This window comes from Amycolatopsis sulphurea, assembly GCF_002564045.1.
In the GTDB taxonomy this organism is placed as follows: Bacteria; Actinomycetota; Actinomycetes; order Mycobacteriales; family Pseudonocardiaceae; genus Amycolatopsis; species Amycolatopsis sulphurea.
In genome coordinates, this window is sequence record NZ_PDJK01000001.1 from 631,762 (window position 1) to 652,772 (window position 21,011).

Annotated in this window: 13 protein-coding genes and 4 pseudogenes; 8 read left to right on the forward strand and 9 right to left on the reverse strand. The window is 67.6% G+C overall.

Annotated features, from left to right (window positions below; translation table 11 throughout):
• Nucleotides 1–37: 37 nt before the first annotated feature.
• The 9 genes and pseudogenes from ATK36_RS34145 to pdxS form a co-directional block, all read right to left on the reverse strand.
• Nucleotides 38–1,279, reverse strand: a pseudogene (locus ATK36_RS34145) (condensation domain-containing protein); the annotation flags it as partial.
• Nucleotides 1,280–1,449: 170 nt separating this feature from the next.
• Nucleotides 1,450–2,475, reverse strand: coding sequence for a MupA/Atu3671 family FMN-dependent luciferase-like monooxygenase (locus ATK36_RS02915; protein ID WP_098509700.1), 1,026 nt, complete (start codon nt 2,473–2,475; stop codon nt 1,450–1,452).
• A gap of 40 nt (nt 2,476–2,515) precedes the next feature.
• The gene (locus tag ATK36_RS02920) at nt 2,516–5,530 is read right to left on the reverse strand and encodes a non-ribosomal peptide synthetase (protein ID WP_170069564.1); all 3,015 of its coding nucleotides are present in this window, start codon (nt 5,528–5,530) and stop codon (nt 2,516–2,518) included.
• Nucleotides 5,527–6,882, reverse strand: coding sequence for an MFS transporter (locus ATK36_RS02925; protein ID WP_170069565.1), 1,356 nt, complete (start codon nt 6,880–6,882; stop codon nt 5,527–5,529). Before ATK36_RS02925 ends, ATK36_RS02920 begins: the two co-directional genes overlap by 4 nt.
• Complete coding sequence (locus tag ATK36_RS31935) at nt 6,879–7,877, reverse strand: NAD-dependent epimerase/dehydratase family protein (RefSeq protein WP_170069566.1); 999 nt, start codon at nt 7,875–7,877, stop codon at nt 6,879–6,881. The genes ATK36_RS02925 and ATK36_RS31935 overlap by 4 nt, the downstream gene beginning before the upstream one ends.
• A gap of 111 nt (nt 7,878–7,988) precedes the next feature.
• Nucleotides 7,989–8,622 (reverse strand): annotated as a pseudogene (locus tag ATK36_RS02935) (transposase); the annotation flags it as partial.
• Nucleotides 8,623–8,746: 124 nt separating this feature from the next.
• Entirely contained in the window at nt 8,747–9,979 is a 1,233-nt protein-coding gene (gene ltrA, locus ATK36_RS02940) for a group II intron reverse transcriptase/maturase (protein ID WP_211291765.1), read from the reverse strand.
• Nucleotides 9,980–10,777: 798 nt separating this feature from the next.
• Nucleotides 10,778–11,206, reverse strand: a pseudogene (locus ATK36_RS02950) (IS110 family transposase); the annotation flags it as partial.
• Between the two features lie 808 nt (nt 11,207–12,014).
• Complete coding sequence (gene pdxS, locus ATK36_RS02955; protein WP_098509704.1) at nt 12,015–12,926, reverse strand: pyridoxal 5'-phosphate synthase lyase subunit PdxS; 912 nt, start codon at nt 12,924–12,926, stop codon at nt 12,015–12,017.
• A 353-nt stretch (nt 12,927–13,279) separates the two neighbouring features.
• Between pdxS and pdxT the strand changes: the two genes are divergently transcribed.
• The 8 genes and pseudogenes from pdxT (at nt 13,280) to secD (ending at nt 20,992) form a co-directional block, all read left to right on the forward strand.
• Nucleotides 13,280–13,924 carry a pyridoxal 5'-phosphate synthase glutaminase subunit PdxT gene (pdxT, locus tag ATK36_RS02960; protein ID WP_098509705.1) on the forward strand — a complete coding sequence of 215 codons (645 nt, stop codon included), beginning with the start codon at nt 13,280–13,282 and terminating at the stop codon, nt 13,922–13,924.
• A gap of 52 nt (nt 13,925–13,976) precedes the next feature.
• Nucleotides 13,977–14,726 carry a YebC/PmpR family DNA-binding transcriptional regulator gene (locus tag ATK36_RS02965; RefSeq protein WP_098509706.1) on the forward strand — a complete coding sequence of 250 codons (750 nt, stop codon included), beginning with the start codon at nt 13,977–13,979 and terminating at the stop codon, nt 14,724–14,726.
• 220 nt (nt 14,727–14,946) lie between these two features.
• Nucleotides 14,947–15,468 carry a DUF4262 domain-containing protein gene (locus ATK36_RS02970; protein ID WP_098509707.1) on the forward strand — a complete coding sequence of 174 codons (522 nt, stop codon included), beginning with the start codon at nt 14,947–14,949 and terminating at the stop codon, nt 15,466–15,468.
• A gap of 180 nt (nt 15,469–15,648) precedes the next feature.
• A pseudogene (ruvC, locus tag ATK36_RS02980) lies at nt 15,649–16,215 on the forward strand (crossover junction endodeoxyribonuclease RuvC); the annotation flags it as partial.
• A 614-nt stretch (nt 16,216–16,829) separates the two neighbouring features.
• Nucleotides 16,830–17,426, forward strand: coding sequence for a Holliday junction branch migration protein RuvA (ruvA, locus tag ATK36_RS02985; protein WP_098509709.1), 597 nt, complete (start codon nt 16,830–16,832; stop codon nt 17,424–17,426).
• Nucleotides 17,427–17,429: 3 nt separating this feature from the next.
• Complete coding sequence (gene ruvB / locus ATK36_RS02990) at nt 17,430–18,536, forward strand: Holliday junction branch migration DNA helicase RuvB (RefSeq protein ID WP_245914237.1); 1,107 nt, start codon at nt 17,430–17,432, stop codon at nt 18,534–18,536.
• 120 nt (nt 18,537–18,656) lie between these two features.
• Complete coding sequence (gene yajC / locus ATK36_RS02995; RefSeq protein WP_098509710.1) at nt 18,657–19,073, forward strand: preprotein translocase subunit YajC; 417 nt, start codon at nt 18,657–18,659, stop codon at nt 19,071–19,073.
• A gap of 206 nt (nt 19,074–19,279) precedes the next feature.
• The gene (gene secD, locus ATK36_RS03000; protein WP_098509711.1) at nt 19,280–20,992 is read left to right on the forward strand and encodes a protein translocase subunit SecD; all 1,713 of its coding nucleotides are present in this window, start codon (nt 19,280–19,282) and stop codon (nt 20,990–20,992) included.
• The last annotated feature ends 19 nt before the right edge of the window (nt 20,993–21,011 follow it).

Sequence of the window (21,011 nt, forward strand, 5' to 3'; positions counted from 1 at the left end):
CGATTACCGGACCCGCACCCAATCGCAACACCTCCGCGCGTTCGGAGGGAGCCAACGCAAGGTCTTCGATCGGTGCGGAAGGGTCGGCGATCAACCTTTCCATCAACGCTCCGAAAGCCCCGGTCCAAGCCCTGACCGTCGCTTCGTCGAGCAAGTCCGAGCGGAATTCGAATGTCCCTGTCAGCCGCCCTGCGTTCTCACGCAGGATGACTACGAAGTCGTTCTCCTCGTCTCCGGTATGTACCCGCTCGAACCGGGCATCGCCGGGCAGGGCGGTGATGCTGTGGTGCTCCGGAAGGTACATGTACGCTACCCGGTAGGTGGGGGATCGACCTTGAGCTCGCTGCGCCTCGGCAACGGCGGCGATTCGGCCGACCGGAAGTCGTGCGTGAGCCAATGCCGAAGCAGCTGACCTCTCTACCTCCGCGACGCACGAGTCGAGCGAATCCCTTCCACCGACACGGATCCGGACCGGAACCATGTTCATCACGTAGCCGATGAGTTTGGCGGTGCCAGGCTGGTCGCGGTTCGCGCTCGGTGTACCGACTACGACGTCGCTCACTCCCGTCCGGCTATGCAGGAACAATCCGAAAAGCGCGAACCCAGCGGTGAAGAGGCTGCAGGCCCGCGTAGTCGCGAACTCCTGCAGCCGGACGAGTGCATCTTTGCCGAAGTCGACGTCGATCCGCTCGGCTGTCGGCGACGCAGGCGCCGGACCGAACGGCGGTTCGGGGGCGGCAGCCAGGTAACCTGCCCAGAACTCCTCGTCCGCCTGCCAAGCGCCGACCGCGCGCAGATCTTGGTGCCACTCGGCGAAGGCGCCGTAATCCGCAACCGGCGGCAACTGGAGCACTTGACCGCTGACCGTTGCCTCGTACCGCAGGGTCAGCTCTTGATGCAGCAGGTCGAATGTCCACCAGTCGGTCACGATGTGGTGGAACGCAAGGACCAGCACTCCGTGATCGAGGTCCTCGGCGGTGATCAGGCGAGCTCGCACGACCGGGCCGGAAGCCAGGTTGAATGGTTCGCTCGCACACCGCTGAATGTGTTCCCGCACCGTCCCGGGAAGCGCGGTAACCCGCTCCAGCTCCAAGGTGTGGGGCTGGACCCGCTGCTCGACCCGGTGTTCGCCTGCGACGAAAGTCGAGCGCAGGACCCGGTGCCGTTGCATCAGTCCGTCCAGCGCTGCGTGGAGTGCGTCAACGTCAACCGGCTCCCGGAACCAGTAGGCACCGCACAGGTTCAGTGCTGCACCGGGATAGAGCGCTTCGAACGTCCAGAGGTCTTCCTGTTACGGGCTGAGCGCGAACACATCCGAATCAGGACGCTGCGGTGGGGGCAGCGAACCGAGGTCGATCCCTTGCTCCGTCAACCGGCTGAGCGTCGCTCTACGACGGTCGGCAGGAAGGGCCGCGAGGCGGCCCAGCAATGTGGTCAGGTCCATGCCTCTCAGCGCTCCCTCGTGGTCTGCGTCAGCAACGTCAGTGTGCGAGACATCTCGGGCAACGACGGACCGAAGTCGACCAAGCAGGCGACTTCGTCGCAGCCGAGTGCGTCGAGCTCCTTGATCGTCGCCGTGCAGGTTTCCGGCGTGCCCAGCATCGACAACGACGACCAGTAGCGCTCGAATGCGAAATCCAGCAGTGCCGCACGTTCAGACCCTGAGAGGTCGGCCGGGCCCGACCGCTCGGAACTAGCCGACTGGGTGACGAACGAATCGAGGTAGGTCTTCATCGGCGTTTCGACTTTCGCGCGCACTTCGTTGCGATCGTCGCTCAGGTAGGTGTGCACCGAGAGCGTCACCCACGGCGTACCGTCCGGGTGATGCCGGTGATGGGCAGCCCGATAGGCGGCGATGTTGGCGGCGAGGCTCTCCGGGGTCTGCCCGATCGTCGATGCCAGCACGGACACGCCCAGTTCTCCGGCCGAAAGCCAGGTTGCCCGGCGGCCGGAGGTGGTCAGCCACAACGGCAGCTCAGGCTGGATCCGGTCGGGGCGGATCCGGACCTCGCGTTGCTCGCCCTGCGGATCGCTCGCCCGTATCCGGCCTTCGCGCCAGCCCGAACGCAGCAACCCGAGTCCGATCGTGGTGATATTGCGGCGCTCGGCGAAGGCGCTCGGGCGGATGACGAAGTCCAGAGGGTGCCATCCGGTGCCGACCGATACGCCGATCCGTCCGCCGGAAAGGGTGTCGAGTATCGACCAGTCCTCAAGCACTCGGATCAGGTCATGCAGCGGCAGCACGATGCTGCCGGCGTGGATCCGGATCCGCTGGGTTCTGGAGACGAGAGCCCCGGCCAGAACCGCGGGATTCGGAAAAAGATCACCGAAGTCCTGGAAGTGCCGTTCTGGCACCCAAAGCGTGTGCAGGCCGAGCTCATCGGCATGTTCCGCCAGCCCCAACACATTCTGATAGCGCCGCTGCGGCGACGCAGGCTCCTGACCGCTGCCGAAAAAAGACACACTGAGCTTCATATTACAGGCCCTCCCCAGGTCCTGGTGGTAGATTAGGCTTTCAGCCGCGCCGACGGCTGGTCGGGATCGGCGCGCGCGGCACCACCCGGGTGAGTGACGTCGCCTGCGCTGCCACCGTGTCCTGCAGCAGCGGGCTGGCCACCTCGCCTAGCCAGTTGCAGGCCGAGACGATTCGGGCAGCCTGCAGGGAGCTGCCACCCAGGTCGAAGAAGCTGTCGTGCACGCCGACGCGCTTCACCCGGAGCACTTGTGCCCAGGCTTCGGCGATCGCCAGCTCCAGCTCCGAACGAGGAGCAACATAAGCGGTCGTTGGCAAAGGAGCCGGGTCGGGCAGCGCGCGCCGATCGATCTTCCCGTTGGGACTGAGGGGGAACTGCGACACCTCGACGAAGGTCGAGGGCACCAGGTGGCTCGGTATCCGTCCGGCCAGCCACGCTCGCATGTCCTCAGGCACAGGACGGTCAAGGTAGCCCACGAGACGGGCATGCTCGCCGGTACCACGTACCGCGACTACGGCCTGTCCCACACTGTCGTGGCTGCGCAACACGTTCTCGACTTCCGCGGGTTCGATCCGAAACCCACGGACCTTCACTTGATCGTCGTTCCTGCCGAGGAACACCAATCCACCGTCAGCGCGCATGCGGACGAGGTCGCCGGTGCGGTACATCGTCCCGCCTGAGAACGGATCCGGCACGAACCGCTGCGCCGTCAACTCGGCATGTCCCAGGTAGCCCAAGGCCACTCCCGGTCCGGCGACGCACAGTTCGCCGGGTGCGCCAACTGGCACCGGTTCACCGTCGGCCAGGACGTAGATGCGTACGTTCCCCAATGGCGGGCCGATCGTGACCGCATCTCCCGGCCGCAATCGGACTCCACTCACGCATACTGTGGCCTCGGTGGGGCCGTAGGCATTGATCAACCGACGACTACCACCCCAGGCCTCTACGACCCCGCGCGAGCACGGTTCGCCTGCGGTGATCACAGTGGACAGTCCAGGAACCTTATTTTGATCGAGTGTTGACAGCACAGAAGGCGGGAGGGTTGCCATCGTGACCCTTTCGTTCACGATGCATTCCTGCAGTGCAATTCCAGTTCGGTCCGAGTCGCGGATCAAAACGACACAAGCATTGGCGCCCCAGGTCACGAACAGCTCGGAGACCGACGCGTCGAATGCGGCGGACGCGAACTGCAGGACCCGATCGCTCCGGTCGAGCCCGAACAAAACGGACTGAGTGGCTGCGAGGTTGGCGATGCCACGGTGGGGGACTACCACGCCCTTCGGGGTGCCAGTCGAACCGGAGGTGTAGATCACGTAAGCGGGATCGTGAGGGTCGACCTCGACCTCAACCTCGGTTTCGTCGCACGCTGCGATTGCTTCCCTGGCGCTCTCGTCGTCCAGTATGACAACTGGTATTTCACCGAACATCGCGGAGTGGCTGAGGGCGGAGACGATCAGCGTGCACTGGGCGTCCTCGACTGTATACCGAACGCGGGGAGCTGGGTAGCCGGGATCCAGCGGCACGTAGGCGGCACCGAGCTTCAATATCGCCAGTACCGCGACACACAGTTCATTCGTGCGTTCCAGACAGATGCCGATCCGATGGCCCCGCATAACGCCCCGTGTCCGGAGGTGGTGAGCGAGTCGGTTGGCACTTCGATTCAACGCCCCGTAGGTCAATGTCTTTCCAGCACCGGCAACCGCATCGGCATCCGGATGCCGTGCAACGGCTTCGGCGAATACGGCAATCGCCGACTGGGCGGTCACTACAAGTTTGGGTCCGGTACCAAGGGCGAGAACGCGGTCCCGAGCTGGCTCGGGAAGCCGCAGCACTTGATCGACCCGGTCTGCACCGGACCGCAGGCGTGATGAGAGCAGCTGCAGCCGCCCGGCGAAGTCGGTCAGCCGCACATTTGAGTGGACCGCAGACCAGCTGTCCAGAGTCAGCCCCAACTCGTCATCCTCGTTGGCGTCCAGTACCAGCGGCAGCCCGCTTCGGCGGTTGATCCGTACCAGGTCGTCTTTGTTCTGCGCACCCACCGCCGCACACAGGGCCTCGGTGATCTGCGCCCGCCAGTTGCGGGGCTGATAGTTCAGCGCCGCTGAGAAGCCGGACGTCGAGGCCATCCCGGCCGCGCTCGGCGACACGGCGTAGCTCCGAGAGTCCAGGTCGATTTTCCTGATGTAACGCAAGAAATCGACTACGCCTGCGCGCCGGTCGACGACGATCTTCAACGGGACGACGTGCATCAGCGGACCGACGACGTCTTGCCACTCCTGAGGTAGGACGCGACGGAAGCTGTATACATTGCCGACGGTGACGTCGTTCTGGCTGGTCTGTTCTGCTGTGAGCAGCGCAAGCGCCGCGATCAGGAAAGTCGATTCGGTCGGCTCGTCACGGTCCCGGCCGGGGACGTGCGGCGCCGACCGGGCCTGCGTCCACCGCACCTGGCTGCGATCACCGCGGGGGCCCGTTGTCGATCCGGTTGCAAGACGGGCCGCCCAGAATTGCGTTGCGTCCTCGTCTTCCTGTGCGCGTAGCTGGCCGGACGCCGTGAAGAAGTCTGTGAGTGGTACTGGATCGAGGCCGTCGCCGCGGCGCATCCGGGCGTAGGCTTCCAATGCCTGGACCGTAACCAGCTGGATGCTGAAGTTGTCGACCAGAGCGTGGTGGAAAGTCCAGATCCACACTCCTGAGCCGTCCTCGTCAGGTGCCCACGACAACCGCATGGGCGTTCGGCCAAGATCGAGTGGTTCCTCCGCATCTCGGGCTATCGCGCGGGTGAAGAACTCGTCGGCGGTCCAGGCCGTCGGGGGATGGTAGGTCAATCGGACCGGTTCGTTGTCCGGTTCGTAATGCCAGCCGTCGATGCCTGGCACGAACCGGACGGTGAGAGCACGGTGTCGGGTGAAGGTGCGCCGCCATGCCTGTGCCATCAGGTCGATGTCGGTGCTGGCGGGCAACCACAGCCCCAGTCGGATCGTCTCGACGTTGACTTCCATCGCCAACTGGCTTGCGCTGAGCAGTTGCGCCTGGATCGGAGTCAGCTGGTTCACTGCTTGTCGCTTTCGGCTAATGCAGCCTGGGTAGAGACGCCAAGCTGCCTGAGTGATCGGCTCATCAGGCCAAGCACACCGCAGAGCGTTCCGAGGGTTCCGGCGATCACGAGCATGGTGGCCATTCCAGCTCCCGGTCCGCTTCCGACCAGCGCCGACCAGCCGAGCCGATCCGCGGATGCGGACCGAGCCCACGGCTCGAAGATATGGTCGGCCAGCGGCCCGGCCAATGCGATCGCGATCGGGACCGATAGCTGTGCCAGGAATACGAACCCGCCGAATACCTTGCCGAGCAGCTCGGTTGGGACATTTACCTGCCATACCACCTGGTTGCAGGTGTTGATCACGATGACGCAAGCACTGTTGAGGAACCCCGTGATACACCAGCCGACGATGTTCCCGCTCAGCCCGAGTCCGATCTGCCCGAGGACGCTCACCGCCAGCAGTCCCAGAAGAAGCCCTCGAACCTTGTGCGTCGGGCCGCCCCAGGCGGACACAGCGAAACCGCCGATGATCCCGCCTGCACCTACGCACGCCAGCACCACAGACAACGTCGCTGAGCTTCCGCCGGAGCGGGCAAGCACCATCGGCTGCATGATCACCTGACCGAATGCCCCGGCAAGGTTGACGACGAAGAACATCAGCGCCAGGAACCGTAGCGGCGGATGCGCCCAGATCCAGCGCAGGCCGGTCAGCTGCTTCTCCCAGAACCTGATCCGTGGCTCGCCAACGGAGGCGCGGGTAGCAATTGGTATGAGCACCACGGTAATTACCGCGATGAACGAGGTTATGGCATCGACGACGAACACGAGTCCAAGGCTGCCGAGCGACAGGAGCATGCCGGCGCATACCGGGCCGGCCAGGTCGGCACCGCTGCGTGCGGCCGAGAGCAGGCTGTTCGCCTTGGCCAGTTGCGGCTTCGAGACAAGCGTCGTCAGCGCCGCAGAGAACGCCGGGTACTGGAACGCCTCGATCGCGCCTGCCACTGCCGATGCAATGTACAGCTGCCATAGCTGCAGCCCGCCGGAGAAGTACAGGAAGCCCGGCACGAGGATGACCAGACCCGTGCCCAGGTCCGTGATCAGCAGGGCTACCTTGTCGTTGAGCCGGTCCACCAGGTACCCGGCGGTCGGGCTCGCGAGCATCTTAGGCAAGAACGAGAACAGCGCGACCAGCGTGACATTGGCTGCACTGCCGGTGGTATGGAAGACATAGAAGATGAACGCGAACCGGGTCATGCTGTTGCCGACGAGACTGAACATCTGACCGGCCCACAGCACCAGGAATCGACCCATACCGCGGTAGCTGTCAACAAGGCCCGGCGGTTTTGTCGCCCCTACGGTCTCCGTCATCGGCGACTGAACCGTCTGATCAGCTCCTGCTCCGTCTCGCGGGAGACGCCAGCCGCGAACTCGTGGTCTCCTCGATCCCGAACCCATTTCCGGACGTCGCGAATCGTGTCCGCGATATCGCGGACATGCAATCCTGATGCGCGCGCTTTCGAGGCGTCGACAGTAAAAAAGCCTTTCATTTGCAAATCTGATGGCGGCAACCATAGCGGAAGGTCCACCATGGGCCGCAGTTCGGCATCTCGAATCTGCGCCTCATTCAACCGCACGAATTCCGAACTAGTGCCAGCGTGGCAAGTAATTGACGCGACGAAGTCGGCGAACGTCAACGACGGCCCGGCCGCGTTGAACGCTCCCACTGGCCTTGCACGGGCAACTTCGACCATCCATGCGGCGAGATCGGCGGCGTCGATGTACTGCAATGGAACATCCGCCGGGTCGGGGACGACATGCGTGCCCGGCTCGGCCAGGCGCTCGACCCAGTAGGTAAAGCGATCCGACGGGTCGTAGCGGCCTGCGATGATACATGGCCGGATCGTGGTGTGACTGCGGAAGTGCATGGCGACGCGCTGCTCGCAGAGACCCTTGAGTAGACCGTAGGTCTCGCGGGTGGACTCTGCGGGCACGGGTCCATCGACACTCTTCAGCTGGGCGGTCTCGTCTGTGCCGTCCTGTGCAAGTGAGGCGTAGGCTGAAATCGTGGAGACGAATACGTAGTGCCCGACTCGATCGCCGAGCACTTTGGCCGCAGCATCAACCTCGTCCGGGTGATACCCGGACAGATCGAACGCGACGTCCCATTCGCCACAAGTCAGCGAGGTGAGATCGCCCACGCGACTACCCAGCACGTGCCGCGCTTCGGGAAAGAGATTCGGATTGGTCTCCCCGCGATGGAAAACCGTGACGTTCCAGCCATTACCCAGCAGGTGCTCGACAAGGTGGCGACCCAAAAATTTCGTGCCACCCAATACTAAAGCACTGCCCCCTCTGACAGTCATGGCGCAACTGTAGCGAAGTGTTGTTTAGACAGCTATGTGATGCGTATCATAGGCTGATGGAACCGGGCTTGGTTTCAACTCCTGGCTCTCGGGGGTGTCCTTATGTGGTTGTCAAGCTGCGGCGGGGGTGGTTTCGGGGTGCCGGTAGTGGGTGTGGTTGCGGAGCATGGCGTAGAGGACGTCGCAGCGGCGTCGTGCGAGGCCGATGAGGGCGGCGTTGTGTTTTTTGCCTTCGGTTCTTTTCTTGTCGTAGTAGGTGCGGCTGGTGGGGTCGGAGAGGGTGGCGAACGCGGCGAGGAAGAACGCACGTTTGAGGGCCCGGTTGCCGGTGCGGGGCGGGGTGTTCGCCTTTGATGCTGGTGCCGGAGGCGCGGGTGACGGGGGCGATGCCGGCGTAGGCGGCCAGGTGCGCGGAAGATGTGAAGTTCGCGGCGTCGCCGATTTCGAGCAGGATCCGGGCTGCGGTCCTGACCCCGATGCCGGGCATCGATGTCAGGACCTCGGCGAGAGGGTGCGCATCGAGGATCCCCTCGACCTCGGCGGCGACCTGTTGCGTTGCTGCGGCACGGGTTTTCAGGTTGTCCGCCAGTCTGGGCAGGACCGTGTCGGCGGCCGTTGTGCCCGGGACCGTGACGGTCTGCTCGGCGAGAGCGGTCATGATCGGCCCGATGGCGTGTTCGAGGGCGGGGTGGATGCCGGTGAGGAGGCCGCGGATGCGGTTGCTGATCCGAGTGGCTTCGCCGGCGTAGGGTCGGCCCGAGGCGCGGTGCTGGCCTTTCGTCCAGCTCGTTTCCTCAGGCCGCCCTCCGAACCCGCCGTGCCCATTTCTGAGCAACGGGCTCTCCACAAGTCCCCGCAGTGCGGGCGGTTCACCTCATGTTTGCGCTCGGCCAGGGCGAGGGGATCGCCGTTCCCCGGTATCGGTAGCGGGTGGTCCGCACCTTTGCCGGATCGAGCAGGATCGCCTTGCCCTCGGCGGGCCACCAACCGCCGCCGCAGTAGCGGTGCCGGAGTTCCTTCCATGTGGCCCGGCGGTGTTTGCGTCGCAGCCATCCGAATACCTGTCGCCAGACGATGGCGCGCAGGTAGCGGAACGTCGCGTGCGACACCCCGGGCCGGAAGTAGGTGGTCCAGCCCCGCAGCAGCGAATTCAGTTGGTGCAGCAGGACTTCGAGCGGCAGATTCACGTTCTGCCAGCAGATCGTCTTTACCTTCGCGACCTTCGCGACGCAGGACCGCACGGCCTTCTTCGTCGGGTAGGTGTATACGTAGTGTTTGCTGGTGCCTCGCTTGCGGTGGCGCTGGATGCGCCAGCCGAGAAAGTCGAGACCCTCGTCGATGTGGAGCACTCCCGTCTTGTCCGGCGCGAGCCGAAGCCCGAGCCGGGACAGCACCTCGGCCACTTCGTCGAGCAGGGCCCGAGCGTGCGCCTTGGTGCCAGACACCATGATCGCGAAATCGTCGGCGTACCGGATCAACCGGACGTTGGCGAGTCCGTGACGGCGCCGTTTGGCTCGCTCGACGCGGCCTGCCCGTTGCCCGGCGAAGTGCTCGTCGAGCGCGGTCAGAGCCACGTTGGCCAGCAGCGGCGACAGGATGCCCCCTTGCGGGGCGCCCTTGCTTGTCTCCTGCAACTGCCCGGTCTCGGTGAGGATTCCGGCGTTGAGGAACGCCTTCACCAGGACCAGCACGCGCTTGTCTCCGATGCGCGCCCGCACCCTGTCCATCAGGGCCGGGTGCGAGATCTCGTCGAAGCATGCGGCGATGTCGGCTTCCAGGACCCATTCATAGGAATTGGTCGCGTAGTGCCGCATCTCGAACACCGCATCGTGTGCTCGCCGGTTCGGGCGGAAGCCGTACGAGCACGGATCGAAATCCGCCTCGAAGATCGGCTCCAGGACCAGCTTCAGCGATGCCTTGACCACCCGGTCCGCCACGGTCGCGATCCCGAGACGGCGGAGCTTGCCGTTCGCCTTCGGGATCATCCACTCGCGCACGGGGAGCGGCCGGAAGCTGCGGTCTTTGACAGCAGTTCGCAGCGCGTCGAGGAATCCCCCGACCCCGACCTTGGCCTCGATGGAGTAGGCCGACCGGCCATCCACTCCGGCTCGGCCGGGCACCTTTGTTGCCCCGCACCCGATCCCATGCCACCAACAGGAAGGCGGGATCGTGGACGAGATTGAACAGATCGTCGAACCTGCGATGAGGATCGTCGTTTGCCCACGCGTGCAGCTTGGTCTGGATTCCCCGTACCCGAAGCTCGGCCCTCGCGAGGGCCATCTCCAGTTCGTCAGTGTTCACCAACGTCTCCCGGCTTTCCAGTACGGTCGCTGCAGACTTGCTGGCCCCCTTCGCCATGTGCGCGCCTCTCGCGCGCTCGGACTACTGCGGGGCCTCCGCCCCATCCCGCGGCCGTCAGCCGACGGTGGGCCTGCCCGCGGCCGGACTGGAGGTCCGGACGGAAGGGCGACCGGGGATGGTTCCCACGTTCACTCTGTGACCGATCGTCGAGGGAGGTGCCCAGCTGCTGTCCCGACAGCATCGCCACGACCACGCCGCAGGCTTTCACCGTGGCCTCCCCACCGACGACCTTGTCCGGCTTCGGAGTTGACGAGTCAGGCGACTCGCCACGCGCTGCTTCCCAGCCCATATCCACCAGGTTGGAGCTGGTTCGACGTCTACAGGGCTTTAGCACTGGTTCCTCTCGTGCACCTTCTCGTCTTGCTTGCCGAACCCGTGCCGTCTGGCAGTGCCAGCACGTCCCGGCGTTGTCAGGGCTGCTTGCCGCCCTCCCCGGCACCTCCCGGATCAGGCTGCCCTCAGCTTCACCGGACTGCTGCGACAGTCCGGAGGCGGAGTCCTTTCACCTCCACTCGGTCACAAAGCGCCTCGTGGCGCACCAGGTCGTCGTCGAATCCGGCCAGCACGTCCAGCTCGGCCAGCGCGTCGTCGCAGACGTCGACCGGGCGCAGTGTGTGCGGCAGGGAGCGGGCGGCGTCGGCGATGACGAATGCGTCCCGGGCGTCGGTTTTGGCGCGGCCGGGGTAGAGGTCGGCGATGCGGCGCATGGCCAGGCCGGGCAGGTAGGCGACCTGGTGCCCGGCGGCGCGGGCGACCGCGACCGGCAGCGCCCCGATGGTGGCCGGCTGGTCCACCACGACCAGCAGCGGTCCGTGCCGGGCGAGCTTGTCGAACAACGCCTTCAGCTTGGGTTCGGTGTTGGGCAGCGGCCCGTCGTGCAGGCGCTTCCCGTCCGGGTCCAGGCCGACCGCGTGATGGGCGCTTTTGCCGACATCCAGGCCGAGGAACACGCTGAAATCGCTGGTCATCCACCACGCCGTTCGGTCGTCGCCGGTGATCGCCGGTCGGGCATCGACGGCCGGCACCCACGTTATGGCGAGACCTGCCGCGCCGGCGGTCATGTCCCTAAAAGCGGTCGTTCGATGTCACCGGGCCCGGTGACACCACCCCCCGGATCATGCCTGCGACTGGGGGACAAAGTCATGCCGATCCCGGCGACCACAGCCTCTGGTCCAAAGGGCCGCGAGAACGATAACGGGGGGTTGCGGGCGTTCGGGGCGGATCACGTGCAACCGTCGGTTGGCTTGGTGGGCGTGGATGACGACGCGTTCGCGCGCTGGTGCAGCCGGAGCACGAGGTCTCCGCATCGGAGAAATTGCTGTCGTGCGGCGAATCAACCGTGACTGCCAGCGGTCAGGAGCCAGCGCTCGTGACAGATGTCCGTTGACGGTAAGAATGGGCGACTGATCGGCTTCGCTGTGATCGTGGCGGTGGAATTTCAGTTCCAGCGCATGTCCGTATCTGTCGGACGATCATCGCTGTGCGTGTTCGGGGTGCCGGAACGATTCGGCACGCCAGTCGTCGTAGACGACGAGGCAGCCGGGGCCGCCACGCCGCGCCCGGCGCGAAGCGCTCCAAGCTGGCGGACCGACTCTGTCGGAAGCCAGGAACATGCGTGAGCCTTAATTGGTACGCCGATCTATGTCGACGGCCTGTCTCTGACGCCGTGGTCCAAAAATGGCCACGGACGAATCGTCGGCCTGCGCGAGCGGTGAAGGGTTTCCACTCTTCACCGCTCGCGCAGGGAGACGAGGCAAACAGGGCGGAAGTCGACCGTCACCAACCCCGCTCGGCCAGCCGATGCGGCTCCGGCAGCTCCTCGACGTTGATCCCCACCATCGCCTCGCCCAGTCCGCGTGAGACCTTCGCCAGCACGTCCGGGTCGTCGTAGAAGGTGGTCGCCTTGACGATCGCCTCGGCGCGCTGGGACGGGTTGCCGGACTTGAAGATGCCCGAGCCGACGAACACGCCCTCCGCGCCCAGCTGCATCATCATCGCCGCGTCGGCCGGGGTGGCGATGCCGCCGGCGGTGAACAGCACGACGGGCAGCTTGCCCGCCTCGGCGACCTCCTTCACCAGCTCGTACGGCGCCTGCAGCTCCTTCGCGGCGACGAACAGCTCGTCCTCGGGCAGGGACTGCAGCCGCCGGATCTCGCCGCGGATCTTGCGCATGTGGGTGGTGGCGTTGGAGACGTCGCCGGTGCCGGCCTCGCCCTTCGAGCGGATCATCGCCGCGCCCTCGGTGATCCGGCGCAGGGCCTCGCCGAGGTTGGTCGCCCCGCACACGAACGGCACGGTGAACGCCCACTTGTCGATGTGGTTCGCGTAGTCGGCGGGGGTGAGCACCTCGGATTCGTCGATGTAGTCCACGCCGAGCGACTGCAGCACCTGCGCTTCGACGAAGTGGCCGATCCGGGCCTTGGCCATCACCGGGATCGACACCGTCTCGATGATGCCGTCGATCAGGTCCGGGTCGCTCATCCGGGCGACCCCGCCCTGCGCGCGGATGTCGGCGGGCACGCGCTCGAGCGCCATCACCGCGACCGCGCCGGCGTCCTCGGCGATCTTGGCCTGCTCGGCGGTGACCACGTCCATGATCACGCCGCCCTTGAGCATCTCCGCCATCCCGCGCTTGACCTTGGCGGTACCGGTGACGGACTGGGGTTCGGCGCTTTGCTGCTGCGACACCTTGCGGGCCTTTCTCGGGGAGGGTGCTGCTGGATTCACCCACCAGGGTAGGACTCAGGTGGACTGCCGACGCAGGCCAGTACGCGGATATCTTGAAAGGCCACTCCTCGGTTCGCGTACCCGTCGTCTGTGCGGGCGATAGGTTCTGACCTGCGAGTATTCTGGTGGAGGAGGTGTCGTCCGGGTGTCCGGCCGGGCGGGAAGGGTCCTCGGCAAGTGGCCACTGGTGGCGGATTCCGGCAGTCCACTTCGGGCCGCGGACACCCGTCCGGGCCGGGTGGCCGGTGCCGCCCTGGCCGGGATGGCCGCGGGTGGTCCCCCTAAGCTGGGGTGAACGTCTTTCGGGAGGTCGGGTGACGACGGTTTCGGGAACACGGCCGGTGGTCGGTGTGCTCGCCCTGCAGGGTGCCGTGCGCGAGCACGTCGCGATGCTGGAGCGTGCCGGTGCCCGGGCGGTCCCGGTGCGCCGCCCGGCCGAGCTGTCCGAAGTGGACGGCCTGGTGCTGCCCGGCGGCGAGTCCACCACGATGTCGCGGCTGCTGGAGACCTTCGAGCTGCTGGAGCCGGTGCGCGCGCGGATCGCCGGCGGGCTGCCCGCGTTCGGTTCCTGCGCGGGGCTGATCCTGCTGGCCCGCCAGGTGCTCGACGGGCGCCCGGACCAGCGGCAGCTCGGCGGGCTCGACGTGGTCGTGCGGCGCAACGCCTTCGGCAGGCAGGTCGATTCGTTCGAGGCCGACCTGCCGATCACGGGCGTGCCCGGCGGGCCGGTGCGCGCGGTGTTCATCCGCGCCCCGTGGGTGGAAAAGGCCGCGGGCGGCGTCGAAGTGCTGGCCACCGTGCCCGGCCCGGCCGATCCGGATACCGGCCCGGACGGGCCGCGGGTGGCTAGGATCGTCGCCGTCCGGCAGGGGGCGGTGCTCGCCACGGCGTTCCACCCGGAGATCACCGGGGACGAACGGCTGCACCGGCTGTTCGTCGGACTCGTGCGGGAAGCCTGAGCAGGGAGCGCGGCGCCGGGAGGCGGGCGGACGCGGAATAGATGGAGGAGAGATGAGCGGCCACTCCAAGTGGGCCACGACGAAGCACAAGAAGGCGAACCTCGACGCCAAGCGGGGCAAGCTCTTCGCGCGGCTGATCAAGAACATCGAGGTGGCCGCCCGTACCGGCGGGGGTGACCCGGACGGCAACCCCACGCTGTACGACGCCATCCAGAAGGCCAAGCGGAACTCGGTCCCGCAGGACAACATCGAGCGCGCCCGCAAGCGCGGCGCCGGGGAAGAGGCCGGCGGCGCGGACTGGCAGAACATCACCTACGAGGGCTACGGGCCCAACGGTGTCGCCGTGCTCATCGAATGCCTGACCGACAACAAGAACCGGGCCGCGATGGAGGTGCGCACCGCCCTCACCCGCAACAACGGCTCGCTCGCCGACCCGGGCTCGGTGGCCTACATGTTCACCCGCAAGGGTGTGGTGATCATGCCCAAGGCGGACGCGACCGAGGACGACGTGCTGATGGCGGTGCTCGACGCTGGTGCCGAGGAGGTCAACGACCTCGACGAGAACTTCGAGATCGTCTCCGAGGGCACCGACCTGGTCCCGGTGCGCAAAGCGCTGCAGGACGCCGGATTCGAGTACGAGTCGGCCGACCTGACCTTCCTGCCCTCGGTGAGCGTCCAGCTCGACGTCGACGGCGCGAAGAAGATCTTCAAGCTGATCGACGCCCTCGAAGACTGCGACGACGTGCAGAACGTGTACGCGAACTTCGACGTCTCGGACGAGGTCATGGCGGAGGTCGACTGACCTGCCCGCGCTGGGTGAGTTCCCGGATCCGGCCGAGCCGGTGACCTCAATGGACTGATCCAGTGCGCGAAGCCACCGTCGCGGCTCGGGACATCCCGGGCCGCGACTGTTCTTTCTCCGCCGATTTTGTGGTGTGCTGCAACGGAAATCGCGAAACTCCTTGGCCGGCGCGGAAGAACTGCGGCGCGGGGACTGGGTTCGGCGGCGCGGGTGCGGCACAATGGCGGCCGTGACGACCCCAGCCCTGAGTGCCGAAGACCAGAGCCTGATCGCGTGGATCGAATCCCAGGCAAGGGAACGGGGCAACGCGGTGATCTCCGTCCAGCCGGACGAACAGGGCGCGGGTTACTGCTTCACCGCGTGCGCATGGGCGTTGCACAACGTGCCGGAGGCGGTCGTGCTCGGCCTGCCCGGCCAGATGGGCTCGATCCTGCTGGACGCCTATGTCGATCGCGCGGCCAACGGCGAGATCTTCGAGGTCGGCAAGCGCTACGACGATTTCTTCGACGGCGCGCCGGTCGTGTTCGAGCGGGTGGCCAAGGGTCATTACCCGGAGTACTTCGGATCCGCGTTCCTGGTCTACCCCGACGGTGACTTCCCGGCACTGCAGCTGATCGTCGCCACCCCCGATGGGCATTTTCCCTGGCAGGACACCGCGCCCGAGGGTTTCGCGCAGTGGCAGCTGGTGCTCACCGAGAGCGGAGCGCCGGAAAGCTGGACCCCGGGCGTCGACGGCCCCTGACCTCTGCCGAAAGGCTGTGAAGGGGCCCTTCACGGACTCAGAGTCCGTGAAGGGCCCCTTCACAGCCCTCTCCGGGCGCCGGGCCGGGATCGTCCGGGCGGGCGTGTCCGTCGGCGGTGGCGCGAGGGCGACCGCTAGCCTGCATGTCGAACGGATGTTCGCGCGGGTGAAGGAGAACGGGTGCGGGTGCTCGGGGTCGACCCCGGACTGACCAGGTGCGGCCTGGGGATCGTCGACGGCGGCAAGGGCCGGTCCGTGCGCCCGGTCGCGGTCGGGGTGGTGCGCACGCCCGCCGGTACCGACCTCGCGCAGCGGCTGCTCGGCGTCGCCGACGAGGTGGAGCGCTGGCTCGACCGGTACCGCCCGGCGGCGGTGGCCGTGGAACGGGTGTTCGCCCAGCACAACGTGCGCACCGCGATGGGTACCGCGCAGGCGGGCGGCGTGGTCGCGCTGGCCGCCGCCCGGCGCGGGCTGCCGGTCGTGTTCCACACCCCGAGCGAGGTCAAGGCCGCGGTCACCGGATCCGGACGGGCGGACAAGGCCCAGGTCACCGCGATGGTGATGCGCCTGCTCGGACTCGAGGTCAAACCCCAACCGGCGGACGCGGCGGACGCGCTCGCGCTGGCCATCTGCCACCTCTGGCGGGAACCGATGCGGGTCCGGCTCGCCGAAGCCGAGCGGCGCGCGGCCGAACTGGCCCGCGGGCACAAGGCCCGGCTGGCCGCGGCGGCCAGACAGACCGGAGCGGCGAAGCCGCCGAACGGGTCCCTCAAGCATCGGGCCGGTTCTGCGCCACGGGCCGGAATCGCCAAGCCACAGGCCGGATTGCCGCGGGAGATCGGGGCGCGGCCTCGGCGGGCCGAGCTCCCGTCGCGGGAAGCCGACGGGACGAGGCCGGAGGTTGGATCTCGGCAGGAGCTCGGCGAGTCTCTGCAGCCGGAGGCCGGGGCTGAGGAACCCCGGGGTGGATTTCGGCAGGAACTTGGGGAATCTCTGCGGCGGGAGGCCGGGGCCGAGAAACCCAGGGGCAGATCTCAGCAGCAGTCTGGTGAGCCTCTTCGGTCGCAGGCGGGACTCCCACAGCAGGAGCCCGGGTCGCCGGATCCGCAAGCCGGGTCGTCGATGCACCAGACCGAGCCACCGCAGAGAAAGACCCGGCCTCCGGCCCCGCAGGCGAGGGCTTCGAAGCTCCAGGCTGCGCCGCCCCTGGACCAGCAGCCGGACACCTCGAAGCTCCAGGCCGCGCCTCCGGCGTCGACCGAGCCTCCAGGTCAGCAGCCTGATACCTCGATGCACCAGACCGAAACCCCTCCGCGCCGACCCGGCCCCCCGAAGAAGCAGGACGAAACAGGAGCACCACGATGATCTCCTCGGTACGCGGCGAAGTGCTGTCCGTCGGGCTCGACCACGTGGTGGTCGAGGTCGGCGGGGTCGGCCTCGCCGTGCAGGCCACCCCGGCGACGCTGGCCACGCTGCGCCGCGGCGAGCAGGCGCGGCTGCACACCGCGCTGGTCGTGCGGGAAGACTCGTTGACCCTCTTCGGGTTCGCGGAGGAGGACGCGCGGGAGCTGTTCGGCCTGCTGCAGACCGTCTCCGGGATCGGGCCGCGGCTCGCGCTGGCCACGCTCGCCGTGCTGGAACCGGACAAGCTGCGGGCGGCGCTGGTCGAAGGGAACATCACCGTGCTCACGCAGGTGCCCGGCATCGGCCGCAAGGGCGCCGAACGGCTCAGCCTGGAGCTGCGCGACAAGGTCACCGCGCTCGGCGGGACGGGGGACGTCCCGGTCGTCGCTGCGCCAGGGGCGTTGCGCGGCGAGGTGGTGGAGGCGCTGTCCGGCCTCGGCTTCCCGGCCAAGCAGGCGGAACAGGCCGTCGACCGGGTGCTCGGCGAAGGGGAGGGGCACACCACCTCCTCGGTGCTGCGTGCCGCGCTCGCCGTGCTCGGCCGTAAGCAGTAGCCGATGGACCACGAGGTGACCGAGTTCGGGACCGGCGGCCACGAGACCGGCTATGAGACCGGGTACGAGACCGCCGACGAGACGCTGTCCGCGCTCGCGCAGACCGGCGAGGGCGATCTGGAGACCACGCTGCGCCCGCGCCGCCTGGACGAGTTCGTCGGCCAGCCCCGCGTGCGCGAGCAGCTGGAATTGGTGCTGGAGAGCGCCCGGCGGCGTGGGGTGCCGCCGGACCACGTGCTGCTGTCCGGCCCGCCCGGACTGGGCAAGACGAGCATGGCGATGATCGTGGCCGCCGAACTCGGTGCGGCCATCCGGATCACCTCGGGGCCCGCCTTGGAACGGGCCGGCGACCTGGCCGCGATGCTGTCCAACCTGGCCCCGGGCGACGTGCTGTTCATCGACGAGATCCACCGGATCGCCCGGCCCGCCGAGGAGATGCTCTACCTCGCGATGGAGGACTTCCGCGTCGACGTGGTGGTCGGCAAAGGCCCGGGTGCGACCAGCATCCCGCTGGAGATCGCGCCGTTCACGCTGGTCGGCGCCACCACCCGGTCCGGCTCGCTGACCGGGCCGCTGCGCGACCGGTTCGGGTTCACCGGCCAGATGGAGTTCTACTCCGATGCCGAGCTGGAGCTGGTGGTCCGGCGGGCGGCGACCATTCTCGGCATCGGGATCGACCGCGACGGCTGCGCGGAGATCGCCGGCCGCTCGCGGGGCACCCCGCGGATCGCCAACCGGCTGCTGCGCCGGGTCCGCGACTACGCCGAGGTACGCGCGGACGGCTCCGTCACCCGCGAGGTGGCGCGGGCCGCGCTGAAGGTCTACGACGTGGACGAGCTGGGGCTCGACCGGCTGGACCGGGCCGTGCTCGGCGCGCTGACCCGCTCGTTCGGCGGGGGGCCGGTGGGCGTCTCCACGCTCGCGGTGGCCGTCGGCGAGGAGGCGGGCACGGTGGAGGAGGTGTGCGAACCGTACCTGGTGCGCGCGGGTATGCTCGCCCGCACGCCGCGGGGCCGGGTGGCGACCCCGGCCGCGTGGGAGCACCTCGGCCTGGTGCCGCCGCCCGGGCGTCCGGATCAGAGCGGCCCGACGCTGTTCGACCAGGGCTGATGAGGTGCGAACCGACGGTGGGTGCTGGCGTTCTCGCGAGCACCTGGCACACTCGAACCCAGCACATCCGTCAAAACCGGGCGCGGCCCTCGGCCGGCGGCGTCCGTCGAATGGAGAGTCATGAATAGTTTACTGCTGCCGTTGCTGCTGCTGCTCGTGGTGGCCGTGCCGCTCATCATGGGTACCCGCAAGCAGAAGAAGCAGCAGGCCGCCCAGCAGGATCTGCAGAACACCCTGGCCCCCGGCGACCGCGTGATGACGACCTCGGGCCTCTACGCCACGGTGGCCGACGCGACCGGGGACACCACGATCGATCTCGAGATCGCCCCCGGTGTGGTGACCACCTGGCTGCGGCTGGCGGTGCGCGAGAAGGTCGCCCCGGTCGTCGAGACCGACGAGGCCGAGGAGAGCACCGAGACGGCCGTCTCGGAGATCTCCTCGACCCCCTCGGAGGCCCCCGCGCAGGAGACCATCACCGTGGAGGCCGAGAGGTCGGGCGCACAGCTGGCGCCGCCGCTGGAGCACGAGAAGAAGTGACCTCCCGCTCAGCGGGGCACTGAGCCGCCCGCGGCCGGCCGCGTCGCAGGGCGAACGCCGGGCTCACGCAGCACCGAGTAGGGTCTCGGTGCTGCGTGCGTGTCCGTCGTCACGGTCATGCCCGCCGCGTCCGGGAAGACATCGCTTCCCGGCTCGCCGACCGCACCTGTCGGGGTTCACCCCCAGTCCGAGGAGACCGAAGTACCGTGGCACCATCGGCCGGGCATCTCCGCCCGGGACGCTATCTCGCCTTCTTCGCCCTGATCGTGGTCGCGCTGTACGCCCTGGTGTTCTTCACCGGCGACGGCAAGCCCACTCCGAAGCTCGGCATCGACCTGCAGGGCGGTACCCGGGTCACGCTCACCGCGCGCACCCCGGACGGCGGCCAGCCCAGCCGCGACCAGCTGAACCAGGCCCGGCAGATCATCGAGACCCGGGTCAACGGCATCGGCGTGGGCGGCACGAACGTGGTGCTCGACGGCAGCAACGTCGTCATCACGGTGCCGGGCGAGCAGGGCGACGAGGCGAAGAACCTCGGCCGGACCGCGAAGCTGGGCTTCCGCCAGGTGATCACCTCGGTGCCCAACGCGCCGGCGGCACCCCAGCAAGGCAAGCCGGCCGCCCCGGGCCAGCCGGGTAGCTCGACCGCGCCGAGCAGCAGCCCGGCCAAGCCGGGCGGCGGTGGCGCCGCGGGCGCCCCCGCGCAGCAGCCCCCGGGCAGCACGCCCTCGGCACCGCCGTCCTCCTCGGCGGCGGGCACGGGCGGGCAGACCCCGGTCGAGCAGGCCAGGAAGCTGCGGCAGAACCCCGACCTGACCTCCGCCGACCAGGCCAAGGCCCAGGCCGCCCAGCAGGCCGCGCTGTCCGCGCTGGTCTGCGCGCCGAACGAGCCCGACCCGCTGGAGGGCAACGACCTGCCGAACCAGCCGCTGGTCGCCTGCGGGGACAAGGACACGACCAAATACGTGCTCGGCCCGGAGTTCCTGCCCGGCACGGAGATCTCCGACGCCAACTCGGGCTACGACCAGACCAAGGGTCAGTGGATGGTCGACCTGAATTTCAAGGCCGGCGGCAGTAAGACCTGGGGTGACTTCACTTCCTCGCACGTGGGCAAGCAGGCCGCGTTCGTGCTCGACACCGACGTGGTGTCCGCGCCGACCATCCAGGGCGCGATCCTCGGCGGCCAGACCCAGATCACCGGCCAGTTCAACCAGTCCGACGCGAAGAACCTGGCGGACATCCTCAAGTACGGTTCGCTGCCGCTGTCGTTCGACTCCTCCGACGCCACCACGGTGTCCGCGACGCTGGGGCTGGCCTCCCTGCAGGCCGGGCTGATCGCCGGCGCGATCGGCCTGTTCGTGGTGTTCGTCTACTGCCTGTTCTACTACCGGTTGCTGGGCATCCTGACAATCTGGTCGCTGGCCATGTCCGGGCTGCTGGTGTACGCGACGCTGGTGCTGCTGGGCCGGTGGATCGGCTACACGCTGGACCTGGCCGGGGTGGCCGGCCTGATCATCGCGATCGGCATCACCGCGGACTCGTTCGTGATCTACTTCGAACGGATCAAGGACGAGATCCGGGAGGGCCGCACCTTCCGCTCCGCGGTCCCGCGCGGCTGGACCCGGGCCCGGCGCACGATCCTCGCCTCGGACGCGGTCAGCTTCCTCGCCGCGGCGATCCTCTACCTCATCGCCGTCGGCGACGTGCAGGGCTTCGCCTTCACCCTCGGCATGTCCACGGTGCTCGATCTGGTGGTGGTCTACCTGGTCACGCATCCGCTGGTGGCGATCGTGTCCACCTCGAAATCCACGTTCCTGTCGAACACGCGGAACCTCGGCCTCGGTTCCGTGCAGCGGCTCAGCGCGCAACGCAAGGCCACGCGCCGGGCGGCCGGCCGCACGAACCCGAAGGAGGCCTGACGTGGCTACCGAAGACCCC